The sequence below is a fragment of the Paraburkholderia sp. SG-MS1 genome (assembly GCF_012275575.1).
Classification (GTDB): Bacteria; Pseudomonadota; Gammaproteobacteria; order Burkholderiales; family Burkholderiaceae; genus Paraburkholderia.
Genome location: NZ_NPIH01000212.1, coordinates 1 through 24,296, shown reverse-complemented (window position 1 = coordinate 24,296; position 24,296 = coordinate 1). Strand labels below are relative to the sequence as shown.

General features: G+C 63.0%; 20 protein-coding genes. 3 read left to right on the top strand and 17 right to left on the bottom strand.

Translation table 11 applies throughout. From position 1 onward, the window contains the following. Positions 1 to 6 precede the first annotated feature (6 nt). Complete coding sequence (ppsA, locus tag CIC12_RS17330; protein ID WP_168665309.1) at positions 7 to 2,412, bottom strand: phosphoenolpyruvate synthase; 2,406 nt, start codon at positions 2,410 to 2,412, stop codon at positions 7 to 9. A 524-nt stretch (positions 2,413 to 2,936) separates the two neighbouring features. On the opposite strand from ppsA, the gene ppsR reads away from it, so the two are divergent. Then, the gene (ppsR, locus tag CIC12_RS17325; protein ID WP_168665308.1) at positions 2,937 to 3,752 is read left to right on the top strand and encodes a posphoenolpyruvate synthetase regulatory kinase/phosphorylase PpsR; all 816 of its coding nucleotides are present in this window, start codon (positions 2,937 to 2,939) and stop codon (positions 3,750 to 3,752) included. 156 nt (positions 3,753 to 3,908) lie between these two features. On the opposite strand, the gene CIC12_RS17320 is transcribed toward ppsR, so the two are convergent. The 16 genes from CIC12_RS17320 to rpsB all read right to left on the bottom strand — a co-directional run bounded on the left by CIC12_RS17320 (position 3,909) and on the right by rpsB (position 20,206). Continuing rightward, positions 3,909 to 4,694 (bottom strand): TrmH family RNA methyltransferase, encoded by a 786-nt coding sequence (locus tag CIC12_RS17320; protein ID WP_168665307.1) that lies wholly within the window; start codon positions 4,692 to 4,694, stop codon positions 3,909 to 3,911. Positions 4,695 to 4,766: 72 nt separating this feature from the next. Then, a complete protein-coding gene (gene rnhB, locus CIC12_RS17315; RefSeq protein ID WP_168665306.1) occupies positions 4,767 to 5,525 on the bottom strand; it encodes a ribonuclease HII in 759 nt (252 codons plus the stop codon). Beyond that, positions 5,522 to 6,691 carry a lipid-A-disaccharide synthase gene (gene lpxB / locus CIC12_RS17310; protein WP_168665305.1) on the bottom strand — a complete coding sequence of 390 codons (1,170 nt, stop codon included), beginning with the start codon at positions 6,689 to 6,691 and terminating at the stop codon, positions 5,522 to 5,524. The genes rnhB and lpxB overlap by 4 nt, the downstream gene beginning before the upstream one ends. A gap of 3 nt (positions 6,692 to 6,694) precedes the next feature. Continuing rightward, positions 6,695 to 7,483, bottom strand: a complete 789-nt coding sequence (lpxA, locus tag CIC12_RS17305; RefSeq protein WP_168665304.1) for an acyl-ACP--UDP-N-acetylglucosamine O-acyltransferase — start codon at positions 7,481 to 7,483, stop codon at positions 6,695 to 6,697. 109 nt (positions 7,484 to 7,592) lie between these two features. Beyond that, positions 7,593 to 8,057 carry a 3-hydroxyacyl-ACP dehydratase FabZ gene (fabZ, locus tag CIC12_RS17300; protein WP_012433437.1) on the bottom strand — a complete coding sequence of 155 codons (465 nt, stop codon included), beginning with the start codon at positions 8,055 to 8,057 and terminating at the stop codon, positions 7,593 to 7,595. A gap of 215 nt (positions 8,058 to 8,272) precedes the next feature. After that, a complete protein-coding gene (gene lpxD / locus CIC12_RS17295; protein ID WP_168665303.1) occupies positions 8,273 to 9,397 on the bottom strand; it encodes a UDP-3-O-(3-hydroxymyristoyl)glucosamine N-acyltransferase in 1,125 nt (374 codons plus the stop codon). A 93-nt stretch (positions 9,398 to 9,490) separates the two neighbouring features. Next, positions 9,491 to 10,012: an OmpH family outer membrane protein gene (locus tag CIC12_RS17290; protein ID WP_174772087.1), complete on the bottom strand. Its 522-nt coding sequence runs from the start codon at positions 10,010 to 10,012 to the stop codon at positions 9,491 to 9,493. 47 nt (positions 10,013 to 10,059) lie between these two features. Next, complete coding sequence (gene bamA / locus CIC12_RS17285) at positions 10,060 to 12,363, bottom strand: outer membrane protein assembly factor BamA (protein WP_168665302.1); 2,304 nt, start codon at positions 12,361 to 12,363, stop codon at positions 10,060 to 10,062. Between the two features lie 66 nt (positions 12,364 to 12,429). After that, complete coding sequence (gene rseP / locus CIC12_RS17280; protein WP_168665301.1) at positions 12,430 to 13,824, bottom strand: RIP metalloprotease RseP; 1,395 nt, start codon at positions 13,822 to 13,824, stop codon at positions 12,430 to 12,432. Between the two features lie 7 nt (positions 13,825 to 13,831). Next, on the bottom strand, positions 13,832 to 15,037 hold the full coding sequence (locus tag CIC12_RS17275) for a 1-deoxy-D-xylulose-5-phosphate reductoisomerase (RefSeq protein WP_168665300.1): 1,206 nt from the start codon (positions 15,035 to 15,037) through the stop codon (positions 13,832 to 13,834). A 10-nt stretch (positions 15,038 to 15,047) separates the two neighbouring features. After that, a complete protein-coding gene (locus CIC12_RS17270) occupies positions 15,048 to 15,869 on the bottom strand; it encodes a phosphatidate cytidylyltransferase (protein WP_168665299.1) in 822 nt (273 codons plus the stop codon). After that, on the bottom strand, positions 15,863 to 16,645 hold the full coding sequence (gene uppS / locus CIC12_RS17265) for a polyprenyl diphosphate synthase (RefSeq protein ID WP_168665298.1): 783 nt from the start codon (positions 16,643 to 16,645) through the stop codon (positions 15,863 to 15,865). Before uppS ends, CIC12_RS17270 begins: the two co-directional genes overlap by 7 nt. Before the next feature lie 139 nt (positions 16,646 to 16,784). After that, complete coding sequence (frr, locus tag CIC12_RS17260) at positions 16,785 to 17,345, bottom strand: ribosome recycling factor (RefSeq protein WP_012433445.1); 561 nt, start codon at positions 17,343 to 17,345, stop codon at positions 16,785 to 16,787. 100 nt (positions 17,346 to 17,445) lie between these two features. Further along, positions 17,446 to 18,159 carry a UMP kinase gene (gene pyrH / locus CIC12_RS17255; protein WP_168665297.1) on the bottom strand — a complete coding sequence of 238 codons (714 nt, stop codon included), beginning with the start codon at positions 18,157 to 18,159 and terminating at the stop codon, positions 17,446 to 17,448. A gap of 218 nt (positions 18,160 to 18,377) precedes the next feature. Continuing rightward, the gene (gene tsf, locus CIC12_RS17250) at positions 18,378 to 19,259 is read right to left on the bottom strand and encodes a translation elongation factor Ts (protein ID WP_121317542.1); all 882 of its coding nucleotides are present in this window, start codon (positions 19,257 to 19,259) and stop codon (positions 18,378 to 18,380) included. Between the two features lie 194 nt (positions 19,260 to 19,453). After that, complete coding sequence (rpsB, locus tag CIC12_RS17245) at positions 19,454 to 20,206, bottom strand: 30S ribosomal protein S2 (RefSeq protein WP_168665296.1); 753 nt, start codon at positions 20,204 to 20,206, stop codon at positions 19,454 to 19,456. Positions 20,207 to 20,745: 539 nt separating this feature from the next. Between rpsB and map the strand changes: the two genes are divergently transcribed. Together map and CIC12_RS17235 are read left to right on the top strand one after the other, a co-directional pair. Further along, complete coding sequence (gene map / locus CIC12_RS17240; protein ID WP_168665295.1) at positions 20,746 to 21,555, top strand: type I methionyl aminopeptidase; 810 nt, start codon at positions 20,746 to 20,748, stop codon at positions 21,553 to 21,555. Positions 21,556 to 21,585: 30 nt separating this feature from the next. Next, positions 21,586 to 24,165, top strand: coding sequence for a [protein-PII] uridylyltransferase (locus CIC12_RS17235; RefSeq protein ID WP_168665294.1), 2,580 nt, complete (start codon positions 21,586 to 21,588; stop codon positions 24,163 to 24,165). Positions 24,166 to 24,296: the final 131 nt, after the last annotated feature.

Here is a 24,296-nt window from a genome sequence, read left to right as displayed (position 1 = left end):
CACGCTTTATTTGCTCGCCGACTTCGCCAGTTGCTGCCACGTCTCGATGATCGTGTCCGGGTTCAGCGAGATCGACGCGATGCCTTCGTCCGTCAACCATTGCGCGAAGTCCGGATGATCCGACGGGCCCTGGCCGCAGATACCGACGTACTTGTTCAGACGCAGGCAGGTTTCGATTGCACGCTTGAGCATGAACTTGACCGCCGGATCGCGTTCGTCGAAGTCGACCGCCAGCAGTTCCATGCCGGAGTCGCGGTCGAGGCCGAGTGTGAGCTGCGTCAGGTCGTTCGAACCGATCGAGAAGCCGTCGAAGAATTGCAGGAATTCCTCGGCGAGGATCGCGTTCGACGGCACTTCGCACATCATGATCAGGCGCAGGCCCTTCTCGCCGCGCTTCAGGCCGAACTTCTCCAGCAGCCCGACCACGCGCTCCGCCTGCTTCAACGTACGCACGAACGGCACCATGATCTCGACGTTGTCGAGGCCCATCTCTTCACGCACCCGCTTCAGCGCGATGCATTCCATCTGGAATGCTTCGGCGAAATCTTCGGCGATGTAGCGCGACGCGCCACGGAAACCCAGCATCGGGTTTTCTTCGTCCGGCTCGTAACGCGAGCCGCCGATCAGCTTCTTGTACTCGTTCGACTTGAAGTCCGACAGACGCACGATCACGGGCTTCGGATAAAACGCCGCGGCGATCGTCGCGATCCCTTCGGTCAGCTTGTCGACGTAGAACGCGCGCGGCGATGCATGACCGCGAGCGACGCTCTCGACCGCCTTCTTCAGGTCCTGATCGATGTTCGGGTACTCGAGAATCGCCTTCGGGTGAACGCCGATGTTGTTGTTGATGATGAACTCGAGCCGCGCGAGACCCACGCCTGCGTTCGGCAGTTGCGAGAAGTCGAACGCGAGTTGCGGGTTGCCGACGTTCATCATGATTTTCACCGGAATCGGCGGCAGTTCGCCGCGCTGCACTTCGGTGATTTCGGTTTCGAGCAGACCGTCGTAGATCTTGCCTTCGTCGCCTTCCGCGCACGACACGGTGACCAGCGCGCCTTCCTTCAGTACGTCGGTTGCGTCGCCGCAGCCGACCACCGCCGGCACGCCCAGCTCACGCGCGATGATCGCCGCGTGGCAGGTGCGGCCGCCGCGATTCGTGACGATCGCCGACGCGCGCTTCATCACCGGCTCCCAGTTCGGGTCGGTCATGTCGGCGACCAGCACGTCGCCCGGCTGCACACGGTCCATTTCCGACGGATCATGAATCACGCGCACCGGCCCCGCGCCGATTTTCTGGCCGATCGCGCGGCCGGTGGCCAGCACGTTCGACTGACCCTTCAGCTTGAAGCGCTGCTCGGCCTTGCCCGATGCCTGGCTCTTCACCGTTTCCGGACGCGCCTGCAGAATGAAGATCTTGCCGTCGCGGCCGTCCTTGCCCCACTCGATGTCCATCGGACGCTCGTAGTGCTTCTCGATGATGACCGCGTATTTCGCCAGTTCGATCACGTCTTCGTCGGTGATCGAGAAGCGGTTGCGCTGCTCGTGCGGAACGTCGACGGTCTTCACACGGCCCTGCTCGCCGGGCTTCGTGAATTCCATCTTGATCAGCTTCGAGCCGATCGAGCGGCGGATGATCGGATACTTGCCCTGCGCGAGCGTGGTCTTGAAGACGTAAAACTCGTCCGGATTCACCGCGCCTTGTACGACGGTTTCGCCGAGACCGTAGCTCGACGTGATGAACACGGCGTCCTTGAAGCCCGATTCGGTGTCCAGCGTGAACATCACGCCTGCCGCGCCGACATCCGAGCGCACCATGCGCTGCACGCCCGCCGACAACGCGACTTCAGCATGCGTGAAGCCTTTGTGGACGCGATAGGAGATAGCGCGGTCGTTATACAGCGACGCGAACACGTGCTTCATGCGATCAAGCACGTCGTCGATGCCGACCACGTTGAGGTAGCTTTCCTGCTGACCCGCGAAGGACGCGTCCGGCAAGTCTTCAGCCGTCGCCGACGAACGCACGGCAAACGACAGCTCTTCAGGCGAGCTGTTCTGCAGCGTGTCGAAGCCGGCACGGATGTCGGCCTCGAGTTGCGGCTGCATCGGCGCGTCGACGATCCATTGACGGATTTCCTTGCCCGCTTCCGCGAGCGCCTTCACGTCGTCGACGTCGAGCGTTTCGAGACGTTTGGCGATGCGTTCGGTCAGATTGTTGTGATGCAGGAAGTCGCGGAAAGCCAGCGCCGTGGTGGCGAAACCGGTCGGCACTCGCACGCCGGCTTCAGCGAGCTGACTGATCATCTCGCCCAACGACGCGTTCTTGCCACCGACGATTTCCACGTCGGTCATCCGCAACTGCTCGAACGGAACTACATACGCCTTATCCTTTGCGACGGTAACTGCGTTAGTCATACAAGCCCCTAAGTGTGAAAGAAATTCACGGCTGTGCAAGTGGGCTTGAACACGGAACGCCCATTGGGAGCGTGAGCCCGTGTCTTGCACAACCTGTTGGAGAAACAATCGCGGTAAAGGCCACCCGCAGCCTCAATGCCCGAAGCGCGACGAAAGGAGCGAATCGCCGAATTTACCGGCCAATCCAGCCCATAGAGCATCAGTTACCGACCGAAAGCGCCGCGTTGAGCGGCCGTTCGCAGCGAGTTAGATGCCAATCGCCTGCAATTGCTTATCCAACAGGTTGCCGCTATTCTACCGTGCCGACTCCTGAAATGTGGCAGTCGGACGAGAATTGCGCCTCGAAACGCGCCCCGGACGCCCGACGGGCTTTGACGAGGCTCCTCTGCCATCCAGGCGCGGTTGTGGTGCCCACGGCGCGCTGCCTCGACGCCGCTGTCTCGGCGGTTGGTCGCCGGGCGGCGTGCTCACCGCAGCGATGTTTGATTCGAGCGCGTTTGCCGCTCACGTTCCTAGTTCCACTGATGCCGCCCACCGTATTCATCGTCTCCGACGGTACCGGGATTACTGCCGAAACCTTCGCGCATTCAATCCTGTCCCAGTTCGACCAGAAATTCCGTCTGGTCCGCGTGCCCTTCGTCGACTCGACGGAGAAAGCCTATGCGACGCTCGAAAAGATCAACGAGGCGATCGTGCAGGACGGTCGCCGTCCGATCGTCTTCACCACGCTGGTGGACAGCGCGTCGAATCAGATCGTCAAAGGCTCGAATGCGCTCGTGCTGGACATGTTTCAGACCTTCGTCGAGCCGCTCGAACAGGAACTGGAGCTGAAGTCGAGTCACGCGATGGGCCGCGGCCACCAGAACGCGGACACCGAGGAGTACAAGAACCGGATCGAGGCGATCAACTTCTCGCTCGCCCACGACGACGGCCAGTCGAACCGCAATCTCGCCGACGCCGACGTAATCCTGGTCGGCGTGTCACGCAGCGGCAAAACGCCGACGAGCCTTTATCTGGCGATGCAGTACGGCGTGAAGGCAGCCAACTATCCATTGATTCCGGAAGACTTCGAGCGCGGCAAACTGCCGACGCCGCTGCTAGCACATCGGCAGAAGATGTTTGGTTTGTCGATCGATCCGCAGCGTCTATCGGAAATCCGCAACGAGCGTCGACCGGGCAGCAAGTATGCGGCGCCCGAGAATTGCCGCTACGAAATCAATGAAGCTGAAACGATGATGCGGCGTGAGGGGATCAAGTGGCTGTCGTCGACGCACAAGTCGATCGAAGAGATCGCGACGACGATCCTGCAGGAGATCAAGCTGGACCGGCCGGCCTATTGAGGGCGGCCTGAGATTGCAAATGACATGACGCGGGGCGGTGTTGCGTGTGGCGCGCAGCCGCTTAAGCGAGGGCTACACGACGTAGCGTTGCGTCGTGGCATGTGCAAGCAGCGCTGCGAAACACCTCGCGGCACAGTGCGCCGCGAATCTTTGCGGTCAAACCCGCCCCCGCTGCTGACGACATTGCTCGAACACACAGACAGCTGCCGCAGCCGCCACGTTCAGCGACTCCATCCCGCCCGGCTGCGGAATCGTCACCCGCAGCGAAACCGCATCGCGCCAGAGCTGCGACACGCCCGCGCCTTCGTTGCCGAACACCCACGCGAGCGGCCCGCTCAGATCGCAATCGTAAATCGCCTCGGCGCCGTGCGAATCGGTGATGACGATCGGCACCGCCAGGCGCTCGATCAACGCCTGCGCGTCGACATCCTCATGAATCTGCAGCAGGAAGTGCGCGCCCATGCCCGAGCGCAGCACCTTCGACGACCACGCGTAAGCTGTCCCCGGCGCGCAGAACACGTGCTGAATTCCGGCCGCAGCCGCGCTGCGCAGAATCGAACCGACGTTGCCCGCGTCCTGCACGCCGTCGAGCACGAGGCAGGTTTGTCGGACCGTCTCGGGCAGCGGCGTAGCGAACTTCTCGACCAGCAGCAGAATCCCGACACCGTGCACAACATTCGACAACTGTCCGAACAGCGCGTCCGGCAACGTCACAATGCGATGATCCTCGATGCGCGACACGATCGCCTGCGCTTCGTCGTGACGCAGCGCGCCATCGGTGACGACGCACATTTCTGGCTGCCCGGCGACGTCGAGATACGCGCTCGCGAGATGGAATCCTTCGAGCAGCGCGTGGCCGCTGCGGCGCTGTTGATGCGTCGAGCCGGCCAATGCTTTCAGGCGTTTGTAGAGCGGATTGTCCCGCGAGGTGATGGCTTTCACAGGCAGCGAAGACGGTGAGAATGGGAGAAGAGCGAGCGGCGCGCTTGAGAGCGCGCGTCGCCTGGAGGATGTTCAGATGCCGATGCGTTCGCCGAAGGCGTCGTCGTCGAGCATCGCGTCGCCCAGCGTGGCCGGCACGATGACGACGTCCGCCGCCGGCAACGGCACGGCCGTGCCGAATCGCAGATGCGCTTCGCGCACCGGCGCGAACGAGCGCCGATGGTGCTCGCACGGCCCATGCTCGCGCAGCGCCGCGAGGTGCTGCGGCGTGCCATAGCCGGCATGCGCATTGAAACCGTACACGGGATGGCGCTGATGCAGTTCGAGCAGCATCCGGTCGCGCGTGACCTTCGCGAGAATCGACGCCGCTGAAATGCTCTTCACGAGCGCATCGCCGCCGATCACCGCTTCGCTGCGAATGCTTAGCGTAGGACAGCGATTGCCATCGACCTTGACGAGCGTGGGCACGACCGACAGGCCCTCCACGGCGCGCTTCATCGCCAGCATCGTGGCGTGCAGGATGTTCAGCGAGTCGATTTCTTCGACCGTCGCGGACGCGATGCAGTACGCGAGCGCGCGGTCGACAATCTTGTCGTACAGCTCGTCACGCTTTTTGGCGCTGAGCACCTTCGAATCGTCGAGCCCGCGAATCATCGGCCTGGCCGGATCGAAAATCACCGCAGCCGCGACGACGGGCCCGGCCAGCGGACCGCGCCCCGCTTCGTCGACGCCGCAGACGATGTCTTGCGCCGTCTCGAAGTTCAGGCCAGCCTGCGCGGCCGTTCCAGCGACGGCCACAGCCTTGCGGCGGGGTGCGCGTGTGATGGTCACAGCCGCCCCGTGCGCTTTTCGATGACGCTCGCCACGACTTCCGCCGCACGCTGCGCAGTGTTCTGCTTCAGCACGTGATGCATCTCCGTGAAGATTTCCGTCAGCGTGCGCCGGTTGGCTTCGTCGCGCAACTGTTTCAGCGTGGCTTCGGCGAGCGCCTGCGGCGTCGCGAAATGCTGCAGGATTTCCGGCACCACGAAGCGTCCAGCCAGAATGTTCGGCAGGCCGACGTACGGCAGATAGCCCTGCCGCCGCATGATCTGACCGGTCAACCAGGGCACCTTGTACGAAATGACCATCGGCTTTTTCAGCAGCGCGGCTTCGAGCGTCACGGTGCCGCTCTTCACGAGGATCGCGTCGGCGGCGGTCATCGCGAGTTGCGACTGGCCGTCGGTAATCGTCAGCGCGAGCCCCGGATGCGCGTCGACCAGCGGCCGCAGCATGTCGCGCAAGGCCGGCGTGGCCGCCGGCATCACGAAACGCAGAGCGGGCTCCTGGTGCTGCATCATCTCCATTGCGGCGAAAAACGTCGGGCCGATCAGATCGATTTCCGAGCGCCGGCTACCCGGCAGCACCGCGATGATGGGCCCGCTTTCCGCGAGACCGAGCGCACGGCGAGCGCCGAGTGTGTCGGGTTCGAGCGGAATCTCGTCGGCGAGCGGATGACCCACGTACGAGGCCGCGACGCCCGCCTTTTCCAGCAGCGCCGTTTCGAACGGGAACACGCACAGCATGTGATCGACCGCTTTGGCGATCTTCTTGATGCGCCCGCCGCGCCACGCCCAGATGGACGGACAGACGAAGTGAATAGTCGGAATGCCCGCGTCGCGCAGCGCGTGCTCGAGCCCGAAATTGAAATCGGGCGCATCCACGCCGACGAACACCGACGGCGGCTCGGCCAGCAGCTGGCGCTTGAGCTCGTTGCGAATGCCGAGAATCTCGGGGATGTGCCGCAACGCTTCGACATAGCCGCGCACCGTGAGCTTCTCCATCGGCCAGTGGGCGTCGAAACCCGTGGCGATCATGCGCGGACCGCCGATCCCATAGTATTGGGTGCCGACGGGCAGACGGCTCGCGAGGCCGTCCAGCAGCGACGCCGCCAGCAGATCGCCGGACGGCTCGCCGGCCACCATCGCGACGCGTAGCGGACTGGGTTGTAATGCCATCGGTTAGCGGATGATGCCGCGTTGCGACGCTTCGACGAACGCGAGCAGCGTCTGCACCGGTGCATCGCCATCACCGCCGGCGGACGCGAGTTCGCGCAATTGCACCTTCGCCTCTTCCAGCGACAGACCGTTCTTGTACAGCACGCGATACGCCGTGCGCAGCGCCGAAATCGCATCCGGCGAGAAGCCGCGGCGGCGCAGGCCTTCGACGTTGATGCCGTGCGGCTCGGCCTTGTTGCCGGCTGCGATCACGAACGGCGGGATGTCCTGCACGAGCGCCGAGGCGCCGCCCAGCATCGAATGCGCGCCGATGCGCACGAACTGATGCACGCCCGACATGCCGCCGATAATCGCGTGGTCGCCGATCGTCACGTGGCCCGCCATCTGCGCGTTGCTCGACAGAATGACGTTGCTGCCGACGTGGCAGTCGTGCCCGATGTGCACGTAGGCCATGATCCAGTTGTCGTCGCCTAGCGTGGTGACGCCAGCGTCCTGCGTCGTGCCGGTGTGGATCGTCGTGAATTCGCGGATCGTGTTGCGGTTGCCGATCACGAGCCGGGTCGGCTCGTCCTTGTACTTCATGTCCTGCGGACGGCCGCCGACCGATGCGTAGTGGCCGATCCGGTTGTCTTCGCCGATCGTGGTGTAGCCTTCAATCACGCTATGCGAACCGACCGTGCTCCGTGCACCGATCGTCACGTGTGCGCCGATTACCGCGTACGGACCGACTTCGACCGATTCGTCGAGTTGTGCGCCCGGTTCGACGATCGCAGTGGGATGAATCCTGCTCATGCGTCCTCGCTTCTGATTCTGTTGCGTTGTCTGGATGGGCTTCTGGCGGGACCGGCTGCGCCGCTGTCAAAACGACCGCCGCCCGCTCCCTGATTGCCTTGACGCTCGCTTAAGCGTCTTTGTCCGTGTGCCGCACCGCGCACATCAGGTCGGCTTCCGCCGCCACGACGCCATCCACTTCGGCACGCGCCTTGAACTTCCAGATGCCGCGCATATGACGCTCGAACGTGCAGTTCAGGATCAGCTGATCGCCCGGCTCCACCACGCGCTTGAAACGCGCATTGTCGATACCCACGAACAGATAGAGCGTGTTTGACGGATCGCTCGGCTCTTCCGAAAACGTCAGCAAAGCCGCGGTTTGCGCGAGCGCTTCGAGAATCAGCACGCCGGGCATCACCGGGCGGGTCGGGAAGTGCCCCTGGAAATACGGCTCGTTGATCGACACGTTCTTCAACGCTTTGATGCACTTGTGCGGCTCGAGTTCGAGCACCCGATCGACCAGCAGGATCGGGTAACGATGGGGCAGCAGCGTGAGAATCTTATGAATGTCGAGATTGATTTTTTCGGTGCTCATGGTGTTTCTGCTCACGCATTGACTGCGCGATGATGACTGCGGATGCTGGTGCAGGTGGGTTGAAAACGCGTGCTGCAGGCGCCCGCCGTGATCCGGCGGCCGCGCCACCCGGTCACGGCAACCGACTTTGCTTCTTGATGCTTGCCCGCTATTTTACGCGGTGCCGGCAAGCTTACGCGATGCCGACGAACCGCCTTGATATCCGAAGGCCTATCTCAAGCCTTCTCGCCTGCGGAATTGCTTGCCGCGTTGCCCGCCGCATGGGGCTCCGCGTTGCCCGAGCCGTCGGCTGCGGCGCTTTCGAGCGCCCGGATACGATCGCGTAGTTTGTCGATATTGCGCAGCAGGGCCGCGCTTTTGTTCCAGTCCGCATGGTTCACGGCCGGGAACGCGCTAGTGTACATACCGGGCTTCAGGAGCGACTTCGACACCCCTGACTTCGCCGTGACGATCACATAATCGGCCAGCGTGACGTGCCCGGCAATGCCGACTGCCCCGCCGATCATGCAATGACGGCCGATCGTCGTGCTGCCCGCGATGCCCGCGCAACCGGCGATCACCGTGTACGCGCCGACCTTGCAGTTGTGGCCGATCTGCACGAGGTTGTCGATCTTCACGCACTCTTCGATGATCGTATCGGCCATTGCGCCACGGTCGATCGTGGTGTTCGCGCCGATTTCGACGTCCGCCGCGATCGACACGCCGCCGACCTGCGGAATCTTGACCCAGCTGCCGGTACGCGCGTCGCCCTCGCCGACGAAATCCGGCGCAAAGCCGAAACCGTCCGAGCCGATCACCGCGCCCGCGTGCACGATCACGCGCTCGCCGAGCTTGCAGCCGTGATACACGGCGACATTAGGATACAGATGAGAGTCCGCGCCAATGCGCGTGCCCCGGCCGATCACGACATTGGCGTCCAGCCGGACGTTCTCGCCGATGACGGCGCCCGCTTCCACCGTGACGTGCGGCCCGACCACCGCGCTCGCTGCCACTTGCGCCGACGGATCGATGGTGGCGCTCGGATGCACGCCAGGTGCAGCCTTCGGCGCGGCGAGGTCGATGAAGGTCTGCGCGACGCGCGCAAAATAAGCGTACGGGTTCGGCGTGACGATGAAGTTACGGCCCTCACGCGAAGCCAGCTTCGCGAGGTCGTCGGCGTTGATCAACACCGCGCCCGCGCGGGTGGTTTCTACCTGCGACAGGTACTTCGGATTGGCGAGGAACGCCAGTTGGTTCGGGTCTGCCTGGTCGAGCGGCGCCAGACTGCCGACGCGCTGCGAACCGTTTCCGACTACCGTACCGCCGAACCGCTGGACGATGTCCTCGAGCGTAAAAGCCATGCCTGTCCTGTCTCCTGCTGTTCAATCCAACCTGTTATTGCGTCCGCGCGCGGCGGCGTGCCGGTGTGGGCCTGCCATGCCCTCCGGCCTCCCTCAGTTGCCCGACGCCGCCAGCGCCTTGAGCACCTGATCGGTGATGTCGATGCGCGGGCTCACGTACACCGCTTCCTGCACGATCAGATCGTAGTGCTGCGCCTCGGCGATCTGCTTGATGACCTTGTTGGCGCGGTCGAGCACCGCCGCCAGTTCCTCGTTGCGGCGCTGATTCAGATCTTCGCGGAATTCGCGTTGCTTGCGCTGGAAGTCTGTGTCCAGTTGCGACAGATCGCGCTGCTTCTGCGCACGATCGGCGGCCGACATCGACGCGCCGTTCTTGTCGAGCGAATCCGACATCGACTTCAGCTTCTGCGCCATGTCGGCGAGATCCTTGTCACGCTTTGCGAATTCGGCTTCGAGCTTGACCTGGGCAGCTTTCGCCGCCGCCGATTCGCGCAGGATGCGGTCGGAATTCACCGCGGCGATCTTCGCCTCCTGCGCGTGCGCTACTCCGACGCCCAAGGTCATTGCCAGCGCCATTGCGCACGCTACACGTTTCGAAAACATACCGGTTAGCAAAGTCATCCTCTCGATACTGTAGTTTGGCTGGCAGCCTGCGGCCGTGATCAGAACGCCGTCCCGATCTGGAACTGGAATTTCTGATACTGGTCGCCGGTGTGCTTCGTCAGCGGGAAGCCCAAGCTGAGCTTGAGCGGGCCGATCGGCGAAATCCACGCGAGACCGACACCGTAGCCGTAACGCAGGCCGTTCGCGCCGACGCTGTTGCCTTCCGTGCCCCAGACGTTACCGGCGTCGAGGAAGGTGAACACACGCAGCGTGCGGTCGTAACCCGTACCCGGCAGCGGGAACGTCAATTCGACGTTACCCACCAGCAGCTTCGAGCCGCCGATCGGGTCGCCCGTCTTCGCGTCGCGCGGTCCCAGCGAGCTCGGCTCGTAGCCCCGCACGGAACCGATACCGCCCGCGTAGTAGTTCTTGAAAATCGGATAAGGCTTGCCGCCCAGGCCGTTACCGTAGCCGCCCTGGAAGTTGAAGCCCAGCACGAACCCGCGCGCGAACGAATAATAGTACTGCGCGTTGATGTCGGCCTTGTAATACTGCGTGCCGCCGATCGGCGTGCCGTATTCAGCGTTCGCCTGCGTGAAGTAACCGCGGCTCGGCACCAGTGCGCTGTCACGCGCGTCGCGCGACCAGCCCACCGTGATCGGCACGTTGTTCGACACGCGGCCGAACTCATGCACGTAGTCGATGTAGCTTTGCGGCGTGTTCGAGTCGATGTCCAACTGGTTCTGCTCGAGACCCGCGCCGAAATACACCGTGTCGACTTCGGAGAACGGAATGCCGAACTTCAGGTCGCCACCGATCGTGACGATCTTGAAGCTCGAATCCGTCGAGTAGTACAGCGGCTGGTACGTGCGGTAGTAGACGTCGGTAATACGCTTGATGCCGTCGACCGTGAAATACGGATCGACCTGCGTGACCGTCAACGTGCGGTACGTCTTGGCGGTATTGACGTTCACCGCGAGACTCGTGCCCGAACCGAACACGTTGTCCTGCGACACACCGGCCGACAACACCACCTTGTCGGTCGACGAGAAACCCGCGCCCAGCGTAATCGCGCCGGTCGGCTTTTCGGCCACCTTGACGTCCACATCGACCTGGTCCGGCGTGCCTTCGACCGGCACCGTGGTCACGTCGACGTCGGTGAAGTAGCCCAGACGGTTGATCCGGTCCTTCGACAGCGCGAGGCGGTTCGAATCGAACCACGAGCTTTCGAGCTGGCGCATTTCACGGCGCACCACTTCGTCGCGGGTGCGCGTGTTGCCGACCACGTTGATGCGGCGCACGTAGACGCGGCGGCTCGGGTCCACCTGCAGCGTCAGGTCGACCTTGTGGTTGGTCTGATCGATCTGCGGCTGCGCATTGACGGTCGCGAACGCGTAACCGTATTCGCCGAGCTTGTCGACGATCGCCTTCGTGGTGGCCTGCAGCTTTTCAGCCGAGAAACGGTCGCCCGGTTTGATCTTGATCAGCCTGGTCAGCTCCGCTTCGCGATCGAGCAGATTGCCGGCCAGCTTGATGTTGGAAATCGTGTACGGCTCGCCTTCGTGAAGCGTGACCGTCAGATACATGTCCTTCTTGTCCGGCGTGATCGACACCTGGGTCGACTCGATGTTGAACTCGAGATAGCCGCGATTCAGGTAATACGAGCGGACGTTTTCGAGGTCGCCGGTGAGCTTGTCTTTCGCGTAAAGGTCGTTCTTCGTGTACCACGAGAACCAGTTCGGCGTGGACAGCTGCATTTCGTCGCGCAGCGTACCCGTGCTGAACGCCTTGTTGCCGATGAAGTTGATCTGGCGGATCTTCGCGCTCGGACCTTCGGCGACCGAGAAGAGCACCGACACGCGATTGCGGTCAATCGGCGTCACCGTGGTGGTCACTTCAGCGGCGTAATAACCGCGCGTCAGATACTGGCGCTTGAGCTCCTGCTCGGCGCGATCGACCAGCGCCTTGTCGTAATAACGGCCTTGCGACAAGCCGACCGCGCGCAGCGCCTTGGTCAGGTTTTCCTTGTCGAATTCATGAATGCCGGCGAAGTCGATCGTGCCGATGGCCGGACGTTCCAGCACCTGCACGATGACGACATTGCCTTCGGTCGCGATCTTGACGTCGTTGAAGAAGCCCGTGGCGTACAGCGCGCGAATCGCTTCGGACGCCTTGTCGTCGCTAAACGTGTCGCCTTGCTTGATGGGCAGATACGCGAACACGGTACCGGGTTCGACGCGTTGCAATCCCTCAATGCGGATGTCTTGCACCACGAAGGGCGACGTTGCGTGAGCAACCAGCCCATGCGCGGCAAAAGCCGCGGCTATAACCGTTTTTGGAACAAAGCGATGAGGTTTAAACAACGTGCTTCCCCAGTGTATATAGCTGCATCAGGTCAGGCGGTCGCCATCGTGAACGCCGCCGACACTTTAAAAATGGATTAAACGAGCCAGATCGTTGAACAGCGCGATCGCCGACAATGCGACGATGCAGGCGAGACCCGCCCTCTGAAAAACGAGTTGCCAGCGATCGGAGACAACTTTACCGGTCACAGCTTCAACCAAATAATATAACAGATGACCCCCGTCCAATACCGGAATTGGTAGCAGGTTCAGTACGCCAAGACTAATACTGACAAGGGCCAGGAACGACAGGAATGCAGAAGGACCCAGACGTGCGCTCTTTCCTGCGTAGTCCGCGATCGTCACCGGGCCGGAAAGATTTTTCAACGATGCTTCGCCGACGATCATCCTGCCGAACATACGTACCGAATAGACCGCGAGATCCCACGTGCGGCGCGCGCCCAGTTGCAGACTCTCGATCGGCCCGTAACGCACGTCGATCGACGGCACCTGGGTCGCCAGTTCCGCGCCGATGCGGCCGATCTGCTGACCGGTCGCTGGATCACGCTGCGATTGCGGAACGATGCTGATGTCTTCGAGCTTGCCCGCCGCCTGAGCGCCACGGCCGCCGCGCTCCACCTGCAACGTGACCGGCTGGCCGGCGTGCGCTTTTACATAAGCGATGAAAGTCGTGGCATTGTCGGTCGGCGTGCCGTTGATGGCGCGCAAACGGTCTCCCGCGACGAGGCCCGCTCGCTGCGCCGCGCTGCCCGACTGCACGCCGGCCACCATCAGCTTGCCCCCGCCCGGCTCGAAACCGAGGCGCGACATGAAGTCATCGTCGACGTCTTTCTCGCTGATACCACGCAAGTCGAGCGGGAAATCGGAAACGCCGTGCGCGTCTTTCGCGCTCAGCACGATGTGCTTCTGATCGAATGCCGCACCGAGCAATTTCCAGCGCAGGTCCGACCACGAGCGGACCGGCTCCGAATCGTCGGCCGTGCCGACCCGCACCGCGACGATGGTCTCGCCACCCTCGAAGCCGGCCACCGCCGCCGGCGTATTTGGCGCGGGCGCCGCGACCACCGCCGCGGGCTCGGTGACGCCACTGGCGAATACGAGCGCGAACAGGACGATGGCCAACAGGAAGTTCGCGACCGGGCCGGCCGCGACGATCGCAAAGCGCCGCCACACCGACTGCCGGTTGAACGCATGCGGCAACTCGTCGGCGGGAATCGGCGCGGTGCCGGTTTCGCGCTCGTCGAGCATCTTCACGTAGCCGCCGAGAGGCAGCGCGGCAATGGTCCATTCGGTGCCCGTCTTCGGGCTCACCCACTGAAACAGCGGCTTGCCGAAGCCGATCGAGAAGCGCAGCACCTTTACGCCGCATAGTCGCGCGACGCTGTAATGACCATACTCGTGGACGACCACGAGTACGCCGATCGCGACCGCGAAGGCGAGCAGTTCAATCAGCAGATTCATAAGCGCCTCACTGGACGGCGCGTTCCGTACGACGGGCGCCGTCGGGCAGACGCGCGATGAATTCAGCAGCGGCGCGACGCGCGGCGGCATCCGCTTCGATTACGTCTTCGAGCGCGTGCGCGCTGCGGCTCGGCAAAGCGTTGAGTACCGAGTCGACCACCTGCGCGATCGTCATGAAACCGATCCGGCGCGACAGGAACGCCTCGACCGCAATTTCGTTCGCGGCGTTCAGCGCCGCGCTGGCGATGCCGCCTTCGGCCAGCGCCTTCATCGCCAGCGCGAGACACGGGAAGCGCGTGTAATCCGGCTTCTCGAACGACAGCGAGGCAATTTCCGCGAGATCGAGTTGCGCGACGCCCGAATCCACCCGATCCGGGAATGCCAGCGCGTGAGCAATCGGCGTACGCATGTCTGGGTTGCCAAGCTGCGCGAGCACCGAACCGTCGGCGTACGAAACCAGCGAGTGGATCACGCTTTGCGGGTGAATCAGCACGTCGATACGCTCACCCGGCAAACCGAACAGCCAGTGCGCCTCGATCACTTCGAGGCCCTTGTTCATCATCGTCGCGGAGTCGACCGAAATCTTGCGGCCCATGACCCAGTTCGGATGCTTGCAGGCTTCGTCCGGCGTGACGTCGACGAGCGTGGCCGGTTCGCGGGTGCGAAACGGGCCGCCCGATGCGGTCAAAATGATCTTGGAGACGCCGCCATGCAGCGCGGCTTCGCGCGGCAGGCATTGGAAAATCGCGTTGTGTTCGCTGTCGACCGGCAGCAGCACCGCGCCGTTGTCGCGCACCGCGTCCATGAAGATCGCGCCGGACATCACCAGCGCTTCCTTGTTGGCGAGCAGGATGCGTTTGCCGGCGCGTGCGGCCGCGAGGCCCGGTGCGAGACCGGCTGCGCCGACGATCGCCGCCACCACCGTATCGCAACCGTCGCTCTTCGACACGTCGACGAGCGCTTGCGGCCCGTAGGTGACCTCGGTCTTGCTACCCGCATCGCGCAGTTTCACCGCGACGCGCGCGGCGGTGTCGGCGTCGCCGACCACCGCGACATCAGGCTTAAAGCGCAGGCATTGCTCGACGAGCTTGTCGCCGTTGCGATGCGCGGAGAGCGCATAAACCGAAAAACGCTCGGGATGACGCGCGACGACGTCGAGCGTGCTGTCTCCAATCGAGCCCGTGGAACCGAGCAATGTCAGACGTTTTTGCATATCTCTTTCTCTAGCCGAGCAGCAGCATGGCAAGCGGCAGCACCGGCAATAATGCGTCGATGCGGTCGAGCACGCCGCCGTGGCCCGGCAACAGGCCGCTTGAATCTTTCACCCCGGCCTGGCGTTTCATCATCGATTCGAACAGGTCGCCCACCACGCTGAAGGCCACCAGCAAGGTCAGTGCGAGCAGTGTGCGCGCGGCGCCCCATTGCGCCAGCAACGCAGAATACAGGGTCGGCTCGAACGCGTGCAAAAAGACCGCCGCAGCAGCGACGATCATCACCACCAGCCAGCCGCCGATCGCGCCCTCCCAAGTCTTACCCGGACTGATGGCAGGCGCCAGCTTGTGTTTTCCGAACGCTTTTCCGGAGAAGTATGCGCCGATATCGGCCAGCCATACCAATAGCAGCAGCGACAGCACGAAGGGCACGCCCTGCATGCGGGCGGCGACGAGAGCATGCCAGCACGCGACGAATACCACAATGCCGGCAAGAAACAGAAAGATGCGCCATGCCCCCTGCGCGAGCGTAGGCTTGCGCAGCAACACGAACGGCCCGACGATCACCCAGAAGATCGCCGCGGCCTTGAAGAGCGAGCGGCCCTCCATAACGCCTGTGCCGAGCCGCGTGCTGGCGACCAGCGCGACCGCCGCCACCAGCGCGTAGATGACCGGACCGGCGCCGCCCAGCTTGAGCAGGCGTGCCCACTCCCATGCGGCGAACACGACGACGAAGGCGATCAGCGCACCGAACGCGCCAACCGGCGCAAACAGCGTGACCGGCAGGAACACAGCCAGCAGGATGATCGCCGTGATGACACGGGTTTTTAGCATGGAAGCGAATCGACGTTTTGCGATTGCGGCTCGAGTTGAGCACTGGTGCGGCCGAAACGGCGTTCGCGCTCCGCGTACGAAGCGATCGCGTGGCCGAGCGCGTCGGCATCGAAATCCGGCCAGAAGGTGTCGGTGAAGTAGAACTCGGTGTAGGCGAGCTGCCACAGCAGGAAGTTGCTGACGCGGCGCTCACCGCCGGTGCGGATAAAGAGGTCCGGCTCCGGCGCATAAGCCATGGACAGGTGCTCGGCGAACGAATCCTCGTTGACCTCGACTGCCTTGCCCGCTGCCGCCGACTGCTCGGCAAGCTTGCGGGTGGCCTGCATGATGTCCCAGCGACCGCCGTAATTCGCGGCGATGGTCAGCGTGAGACGGGTGTTGCGTGCGGTTTTGGTTTCCGCGCGCCTGATCAGGTCGCGGATGCGCGTATCGAAACGGTCCAGATCGCCGACCACACGCAAACGGATGCCGTTCGCGTGCAGCTTGCCGATCTCGCGCTCCAGCGCGGTGACGAACAGGCGCATCAGGAACGACACTTCCTCGTTCGGACGGCGCCAGTTTTCGGAACTGAAGGCGAACAGCGTCAGGTATTCGACGCCTTGCCGGGCGCACGCCTCGACGGCTGCACGCACCGCGTCGACGCCGCGCGTATGGCCCGCCACGCGCGGCAAGCGCCGCTGGGTGGCCCAACGGCCGTTGCCATCCATGATGATCGCGATATGTCGCGGCACCGCGGCGACATCAGGCACGCGCACGGTTGAGCTGGTATAGGTCATGGCCGTTGGACAGTGACTGCAAATGAAGAAGTGAAAATCGTGAAGGTGCTGAGTGGCTCCCCGCCCGGCTTTCGAGCCGAGCCTCCGAGGGACCGGGAAAACGTCGGACACCCGGCGCTTTCCCAAGAGTCGGCCGATCTCAGACCGTCATGATCTCGGCTTCTTTCGTCACGACGAGCTTGTCGATTTCAGCGACGAACTTGTCTGTCAGCTTCTGAACGTCGTCGCCTGCGCGACGCTCGTCGTCTTCCGAAATTTCCTTGTCTTTCACGAGCTTCTTCAGCTGCTCGTTGGCGTCGCGACGCAGGTTGCGAACCGCGACCTTGGCCGTTTCCGCTTCGCTCTTGACCACCTTGGTCAGTTCGCGACGACGTTCCTCGGTCAGCGCGGGCATCGGCACGCGGATGACGTCGCCTTGCGTGGCCGGGTTCAGCCCGAGGTCCGACTCGCGGATCGCCTTTTCGACGACCTGAACCATCTTCTTTTCCCACGGCTGCACGCCGATCGTGCGTGCGTCGATCAGCGTCAGATTCGCGACCTGCGAAATCGGCACGGGCGAACCGTAGTAATCGCACTGGATGTGATCGAGCAGACCGGTGTGCGCACGGCCCGTGCGGATCTTCGACAGGTCGTTCTTGAACGCGTCGATGGAGCGCTGCATTTTTTGTTCAGCGCCCTTCCTGATATCAGCCACAGACATTTTTAAACCTCCGAACCTTCAAAACGGTGCGAGCCGGCCTGCGCGCGCAATAGGCGGCGGCCTGGGCCCGCGTCAAAGCCCACGTTATGTGAACGAGAGTTTACACGTGGACGAGCGTGCCTTCGTCCTCGCCTTGTACGATGCGCTTGAGCGCGCCCGCCTTGACGATCGAAAAAACGCGGATCGGCAGCTTCTGGTCGCGGCACAGCGCGAAAGCCGTGGCGTCCATCACCTGCAGATTGCGGCCGATTGCTTCGTCGAAGCTGATCGTCGTGTAGCGGGTCGCGCTCGGATCTTTCTTGGGATCGGCCGAATACACGCCGTCCACCTTGGTTGCCTTCAACACGACTTCCGCGCCGATTTCCGAGCCGCGCAGTGCGGCGGCCGTGTCGGTCGTGAAGAAAGGGTTGCCGGTGCCGGCGGCGAAAATCACGACTTTGCCTTCTTCGAGCTGGCGAATCGCGCGGGGCCGGATGTAAGGCTCGACCACCTGGTCCATGCGCAGCGCCGATTGCACGCGCGCTTCGATACCGGCGTGGCGCATCGCGTCCTGCAGCGCCAGCGCGTTCATCATCGTGGCCAGCATGCCCATATAGTCGGCCGTGGCGCGATCCATGCCGGCCGCGCCGCCCGCGACGCCGCGGAAAATATTGCCGCCGCCGATCACCACGGCCAGCTGCGTTCCGAGACGGACCACTTCGGCCACGTCCGCCACCATTCGTTCGATGGTCGCGCGATTGATGCCAAAGGCATCGTCGCCCATCAGAGCTTCACCGGAGAGTTTGAGCAGGACGCGTTTGTAGGCAGTGGGCATAGGGGTATCCAGATCGCGCAGAACAGGGCAACAACAAGGGACTAATGTAGGGGTGAAATGCTGATTCGGGCAAGCACCGCCAAATTGACGGACCCGCGGGTCCGCCCGCGGCTGCGCTGCGAGGGCCAACCCGCGTGCAGCCTTGCGGCGCTGCCGACCGCGGCAGAGTCTTGCTCCGCCGCGGGTCCAACGGTACTACCGTGAATCTTCGGTGAGACTTATTGTTGCTTTGCAGCAGCGACTTGCGCGGCCACTTCTGCTGCGAAGTCGTCCTGCTTCTTCTCGATGCCTTCGCCGACCACGAACAGCGCGAACTTCTGCACGCTCGCGTTGCCCGCCTTCAGCATCTGTTCGATCGTCTGCTTGTCGTTCTTAACGAACGTCTGGTTCAGCAGCGACACTTCCTTCAAGTACTTCTGCACGCTGCCGTCGACCATCTTCGCGACGATCTCAGCCGGCTTGCCCGATTCGGCGGCCTTCTGTTCTGCGATGCTGCGTTCCTTGGCGATCAGGTCCGCCGGCACGTCGTCCGAGGACAGAGAAACCGGCTTCATTGCGGCGATGTGCATTGCCACGTCCTTGCCGACCTGCTCGTCCGCACCGGTGTACTCGACCAGCACGCCGATACGCGTGCCGTGCAGGTACGCTGCCAGCTTGTTAGCCGTGTCGAAGCGCACGAAACGACGAATCGACAGGTTTTCGCCGATCTTGCCGACCAGTGCGAGGCGCACCGCGTCGACCGTCGAGCCGTCCAGCGGCAGCGCCGACAGCGCAGCGACGTCAGCCGGGTTTTGCGTAGCGACCAGCTCGGCGATCTGCTTCGAGAAAGCGAGGAAGTCGTCGTTCTTCGAAACGAAGTCGGTTTCGCAGTTCAGCTCGACCAGCGAACCCGCGTTGCCGCCGATAAACGATGCGACCACGCCTTCAGCCGTCACGCGAGACGCTGCCTTGCTGGCCTTGTTGCCCAGCTTCACGCGCAGCAGCTCTTCAGCGCGCGCCATGTCGCCGTCGGCTTCCGTGAGCGCCTTCTTGCATTCCATCATCGGCGCGTCGGTCTTTGCGCGCAGTTCTGCAACCATGCTTGCGGTAATTGCCGCCATCATTTGCTCCTTGAGTTCCGTCTGTCACACGCCGCCCGCACTTCGATACCGGCGGCAAGAATTCGTTTCAGCGTTCCACGTAATTTTTTACGGACAACGCGTTGGGCACCGCCTGCAACGTCCCATTACATTGTCGCGGCTTAAAAAAAGGGGGCCTGTAGAAAGCCCCCTTTTTTGCCGGACACGGGGCAGCTTTACGCTTCCGAGTTGACCTCGACGAACTCGTCGCCGTTGTCGCCACGGGCAGCCTGCACCACTTCGTTGACCGCGTTCGCACGGCCTTCGAGGATCGCATCAGCCACGCCAGCCGTGTACAGAGCGACAGCCTTCGAGGCGTCGTCGTTACCCGGGATCACGTAGTCGATGCCTTCCGGCGAGTGGTTCGTATCGACCACTGCGATGACCGGAATGCCGAGCTTGTTCGCTTCGGTGACGGCAATCTTGTGGTAGCCGACGTCGACCACGAAAATTGCGTCCGGAATGCCGCCCATGTCCTTCACGCCGCCGATCGACTTGACCAGCTTGGCCATTTCGCGTTCGAACAGCAGCGCTTCCTTCTTGCTCATGCGTTCGGTTTCGCCTGCTTCCAGCGCCGCTTCCATGTCCTTCAGGCGCTTGATCGACACCTTCAGCGTCTTGAAGTTGGTCAGCATACCGCCGAGCCAGCGTGCGTTGACAAACGGCATACCAGCGCGTTGCGCTTCTTCAGCGATCGTGTCGCGCGATTGACGTTTCGTGCCGACGAACAGGATCGTGCCGCGGTTCGCTGCCAGTTGACGCGCGTACTTCAGCGCGTCGTTGTACATCGGCAGCGTCTTTTCGAGGTTGATGATGTGAATCTTGTTGCGATGACCGAAGATGAAGGGGGCCATCTTCGGGTTCCAGAAGCGCGTTTGGTGACCGAAGTGGACACCGGCTTCCAGCATTTGACGCATGGTAACTGCCATGAAAATCTCCGCGAGGGTTGGGTCTTAAGCCGGTTGCTGTATCGGCCGCGCCCGCCTTCTTCTTTGGCTGGAACGCGACGGACACCCTGGGTGCACCGGCTTGCGAGTTTGCTGCCTGTACCGCCTCTACCTCATAACGCAGGCAACGGCGTTATGAGAAGCCTTTCTGCCCGCAACGCTCCTTATGAGACACTCATACGGAGCAAAAAACCGGACATCGATCGACTTAGCCAAACAGTATAGCACGCGCCTATGAACCGACTCAACCTGCCTGGTCGCTCCCCTTTGCCGCGACCGGTACGCAGCGCGAGTGCGTCCTCGCCGCGACGCGCAACGTAAAGCGAGGCATAACATTAGGTGAAGCGTGACGCCCGCAGCGTCCGCAGCCAGTCCCCGATCTCCCCCCGCAGACCTTTGGGCCGCCCCTCGGGCAGCCCGCAAAAACATCCACCAAAACGCGCCAGCCCCGCCGCAAAAGCCTACGGCAGCGAGAATATGATGCGATAATCTCGCAATAAATCGCATTTCGGGCCCGACTCATGGCTATTACGCTCAAAAACGAACACGATATCGCGCAGATGCGCGTCGCCTGCAAACTCGCAAGCGAAGTGCTCGACTACATTACCCCGTTCGTCAAGGCCGGCGTCACGACTGGCGAACTCGACCGTCTGTGTCACGAATACATGCTGAAAGAACAGGGCGCGGTTCCCGCGCCGCTGAATTATCAGCCGCCCGGTTACCCGCCCTACCCGAAGGCCACCTGCATTTCCGTCAACGACGTGATCTGCCACGGCATCCCCGGCGACAAGACACTGAAGAACGGCGATGCGCTGAACATCGACATCACCGTGATCAAGGAAGGTTATTTCGGCGACACCAGCCGCATGTTCATCGTCGGCGAAGGCTCGATTCTGGCCAAACGGCTCGTGCAGACCACCTTCGAATGCATGTGGCTCGGCATCGACCAGGTGCGCCCCGGCGCGCATCTCGGCGACATCGGCCATGCAATCCAGAAACACGCGGAAGGCCAAGGCTACAGCGTGGTGCGCGAATATTGCGGCCACGGCATCGGCACGGTATTCCACGAAGACCCGCAGATCCTGCACTACGGCCGCCCCGGCACCGGGCTCGAACTGCAGGCCGGCATGATCTTCACGATCGAGCCGATGATCAATGCCGGCCGCCGCGACATCCGCACCATGCCGGACCAGTGGACCGTCAAGACCAAGGACCGCAGCCTGTCGGCGCAGTGGGAACACACGGTGCTCGTCACGGAAACCGGTTACGACGTCCTGACCGTGTCCGCGGGCACCCCGGCGCGTCCGCCGATCGTCGCGGCCACCGCCTGACCGCCCTCCGACCTTACCGTCCACCTGCCAATGAGTAGTGTTCCAGTCGTCGCCCAATCCCATGCCACGTCGCTGAAGGCAGACTACAAAGTGGCCAAAGCCCAATTGCTGGAACGCTTCAAAACGGCCACCAACGTCGATGCGTTGATGGCCGCCCTCGCGCGCACCACGGACGACTCGCTGCGCGCCGCCTGGGACACCTGCGAACTGCCGGGCGAACTGGCGCTGCTGGCGGTCGGCGGGTACGGGCGCGGCGAACTGGCGCCGCACTCCGATATCGACATCCTCGTGCTGCTGCCCGATGCGCCGATCGAGCATCTGGAAGCGCGCATCGAGCGCTTTATCAGCCTTGCGTGGGATTTGGGGCTGGAACTCGGCAGCAGCGTGCGCAGCGTGTCGCAATGTCTCGAAGAAGCCGCCAACGACGTCACCGTGCGCACCTCGCTGCTCGAAGCGCGGCGTATCACGGGCAGCGCCGCCCTGTTCGACGACTTCGCGAAACACTACCGTGCGGCGCTCGACCCGAAGGCGTTCTTTCAGGCGAAAGTGCTGGAAATGCGCCAGCGCCACGCCAAGTTCCAGGACACGCCCTATGCGCTCGAACCCAACATCAAGGAAAGCCCGGGCGGCCTGCGCGATCTCCAGCTGATTCTCTGGATCACCCAGGCGGCCGGTTTTGGGAGCAGCTGGCGCGAACTCGAGGCGCGCGAGCTGATTACCGAGCGCGAAGCGCGTGAACTGCGCCACAACGAAAGTTTCCTGAAGTCGCTGCGCGCACGGTTGCACGTGATCGCCGGGCGCCGTCAGGACATCATGGTGTTCGACCTGCAGACGCCCGTGGCCGAGAGCTTCGGCTACAAGCCGACCGTCACGAAGCGCGCCAGCGAACAGCTGATGCGCCGCTACTACTGGGCCGCCAAGGCCGTCACACAGCTCGCCACGATCCTGATCCAGAACATCGAGGCGCAGCTCTTTCCCAGCACGAGCGGCATTACGCGGGTGCTGTCGGCGCGCTTCGTCGAAAAGCAGGGGATGCTGGAAATCGCCAGCGACGATGTCTTCGAGCGCGAGCCTAACGCGATCCTCGAAGCCTTCCTGCTGTACGAGCAGACGCCGGGCGTCAAAGGTCTGTCGGCCCGCACGCTGCGCGCGATCTACAACGCCCGCGACGTGATGGACCAGCACTGGCGGCGTGATCCGGAAAACCGGCGCCTCTTCATGGACATCCTGAAGCAGCCGGCCGGCATCACGCACGCGTTGCGCCTGATGAACCAGACGAGCGTGCTCGGGCGCTACCTGCTGAATTTCCGGCGCATCGTGGGGCAGATGCAGCACGACCTGTATCACGTCTACACCGTCGACCAGCACATCCTGATGGTGCTGCGCAATCTACGCCGCTTTGCGGTGGCCGAGCACGCGCACGAGTATCCGTTCTGCAGCCAGTTGATCGCCAACCTCGAAAGGCCGTGGGTGCTGTACGTGGCGGCGCTGTTTCACGACATCGCCAAGGGCCGCGGCGGCGATCATTCGACGCTTGGCATGGTCGACGCGCGGCGCTTTTGCCGCCATCACGGCATCGAGGGCGAGGACGGCGACCTGGTCGTCTGGCTGGTGCAACAGCATCTGACCATGAGCCAGGTCGCACAGAAGCAGGATACGAGCGATCCGGAAGTCATCAAGCGCTTTGCCGAACTCGTCGGCACCGAGCGCCGTCTGACCGCGCTTTATCTGCTGACCGTGGCTGACATTCGCGGCACCAGCCCGAAAGTCTGGAACACGTGGAAAGGCAAGCTGCTCGAAGATCTGTATCGCGCCACGCTGGCTGTCCTCGGCGGCGCGCGGCCGGATGCGCATTCGGAGCTGAAGTCCCGCCAGGAGGAGGCGCTTGCGCTGCTGCGCCTCGAAACCGTGCCGGAAGGCGCGCAAAAGGCGCTGTGGGACAAGCTCGACATCGGCTATTTCCTGCGCCACGACGCAGCGGACATCGCGTGGCAAACGCGCGTGCTGTACCGCCATGTCGAAGCGCCGACGCCGATCGTGCGGGCTCGCCCGTCGCCGATCGGCGAAGCGTTGCAGGTGCTCGTGTACGTGAAGGATCAGCCCGATCTGTTCGCCGGCATTTGCGCGTATTTCGACCGCAATGGCCTGTCGGTGCTGGATGCCCGGGTCAGCACGACCCGTCACGGCTATGCGCTCGATAATTTCCTCGTCGCGCATACCGAAGAAGACGTGCATTATCGCGATATTGCCAATCTCGTCGAACAGGAACTGACCGCCCGCCTCACCGGCCACGGAACCCTTTTGCCGGGCCCGTCCAAAGGCCGTTTGTCGCGGCTGTCGCGGACCTTCCCTGTTACGCCGCGCGTCGATCTTCGGGCCGACGAGCGCGGCCAATACTACATCCTGTCCGTGTCGGCGAACGACCGGCCAGGCCTTCTTTATTCGATCGCGCGCGTGCTGGCCGAGCACCGGGTCGGCGTCGCGTCGGCGCGGATCAATACGCTCGGCGAACGCGTCGAAGACGTGTTCCTGCTGGATGGCCACGGTCTGTCGGACAACCGCCTGCAAATTCAGGTCGAGACCGAACTGCTGCGCGCGATTGCAGTGTGAGATTTCATGCGAGTCAAATTAACAGCCAAGCACCCGCGGCCGGCTTCGTCCGAACGCGCCCCTGTCCGCACCGGTAGCACGTCGGCACGTAAGCCGACGCGCCCGGTGGCACCGAAGCCGTCGGTGGCGGG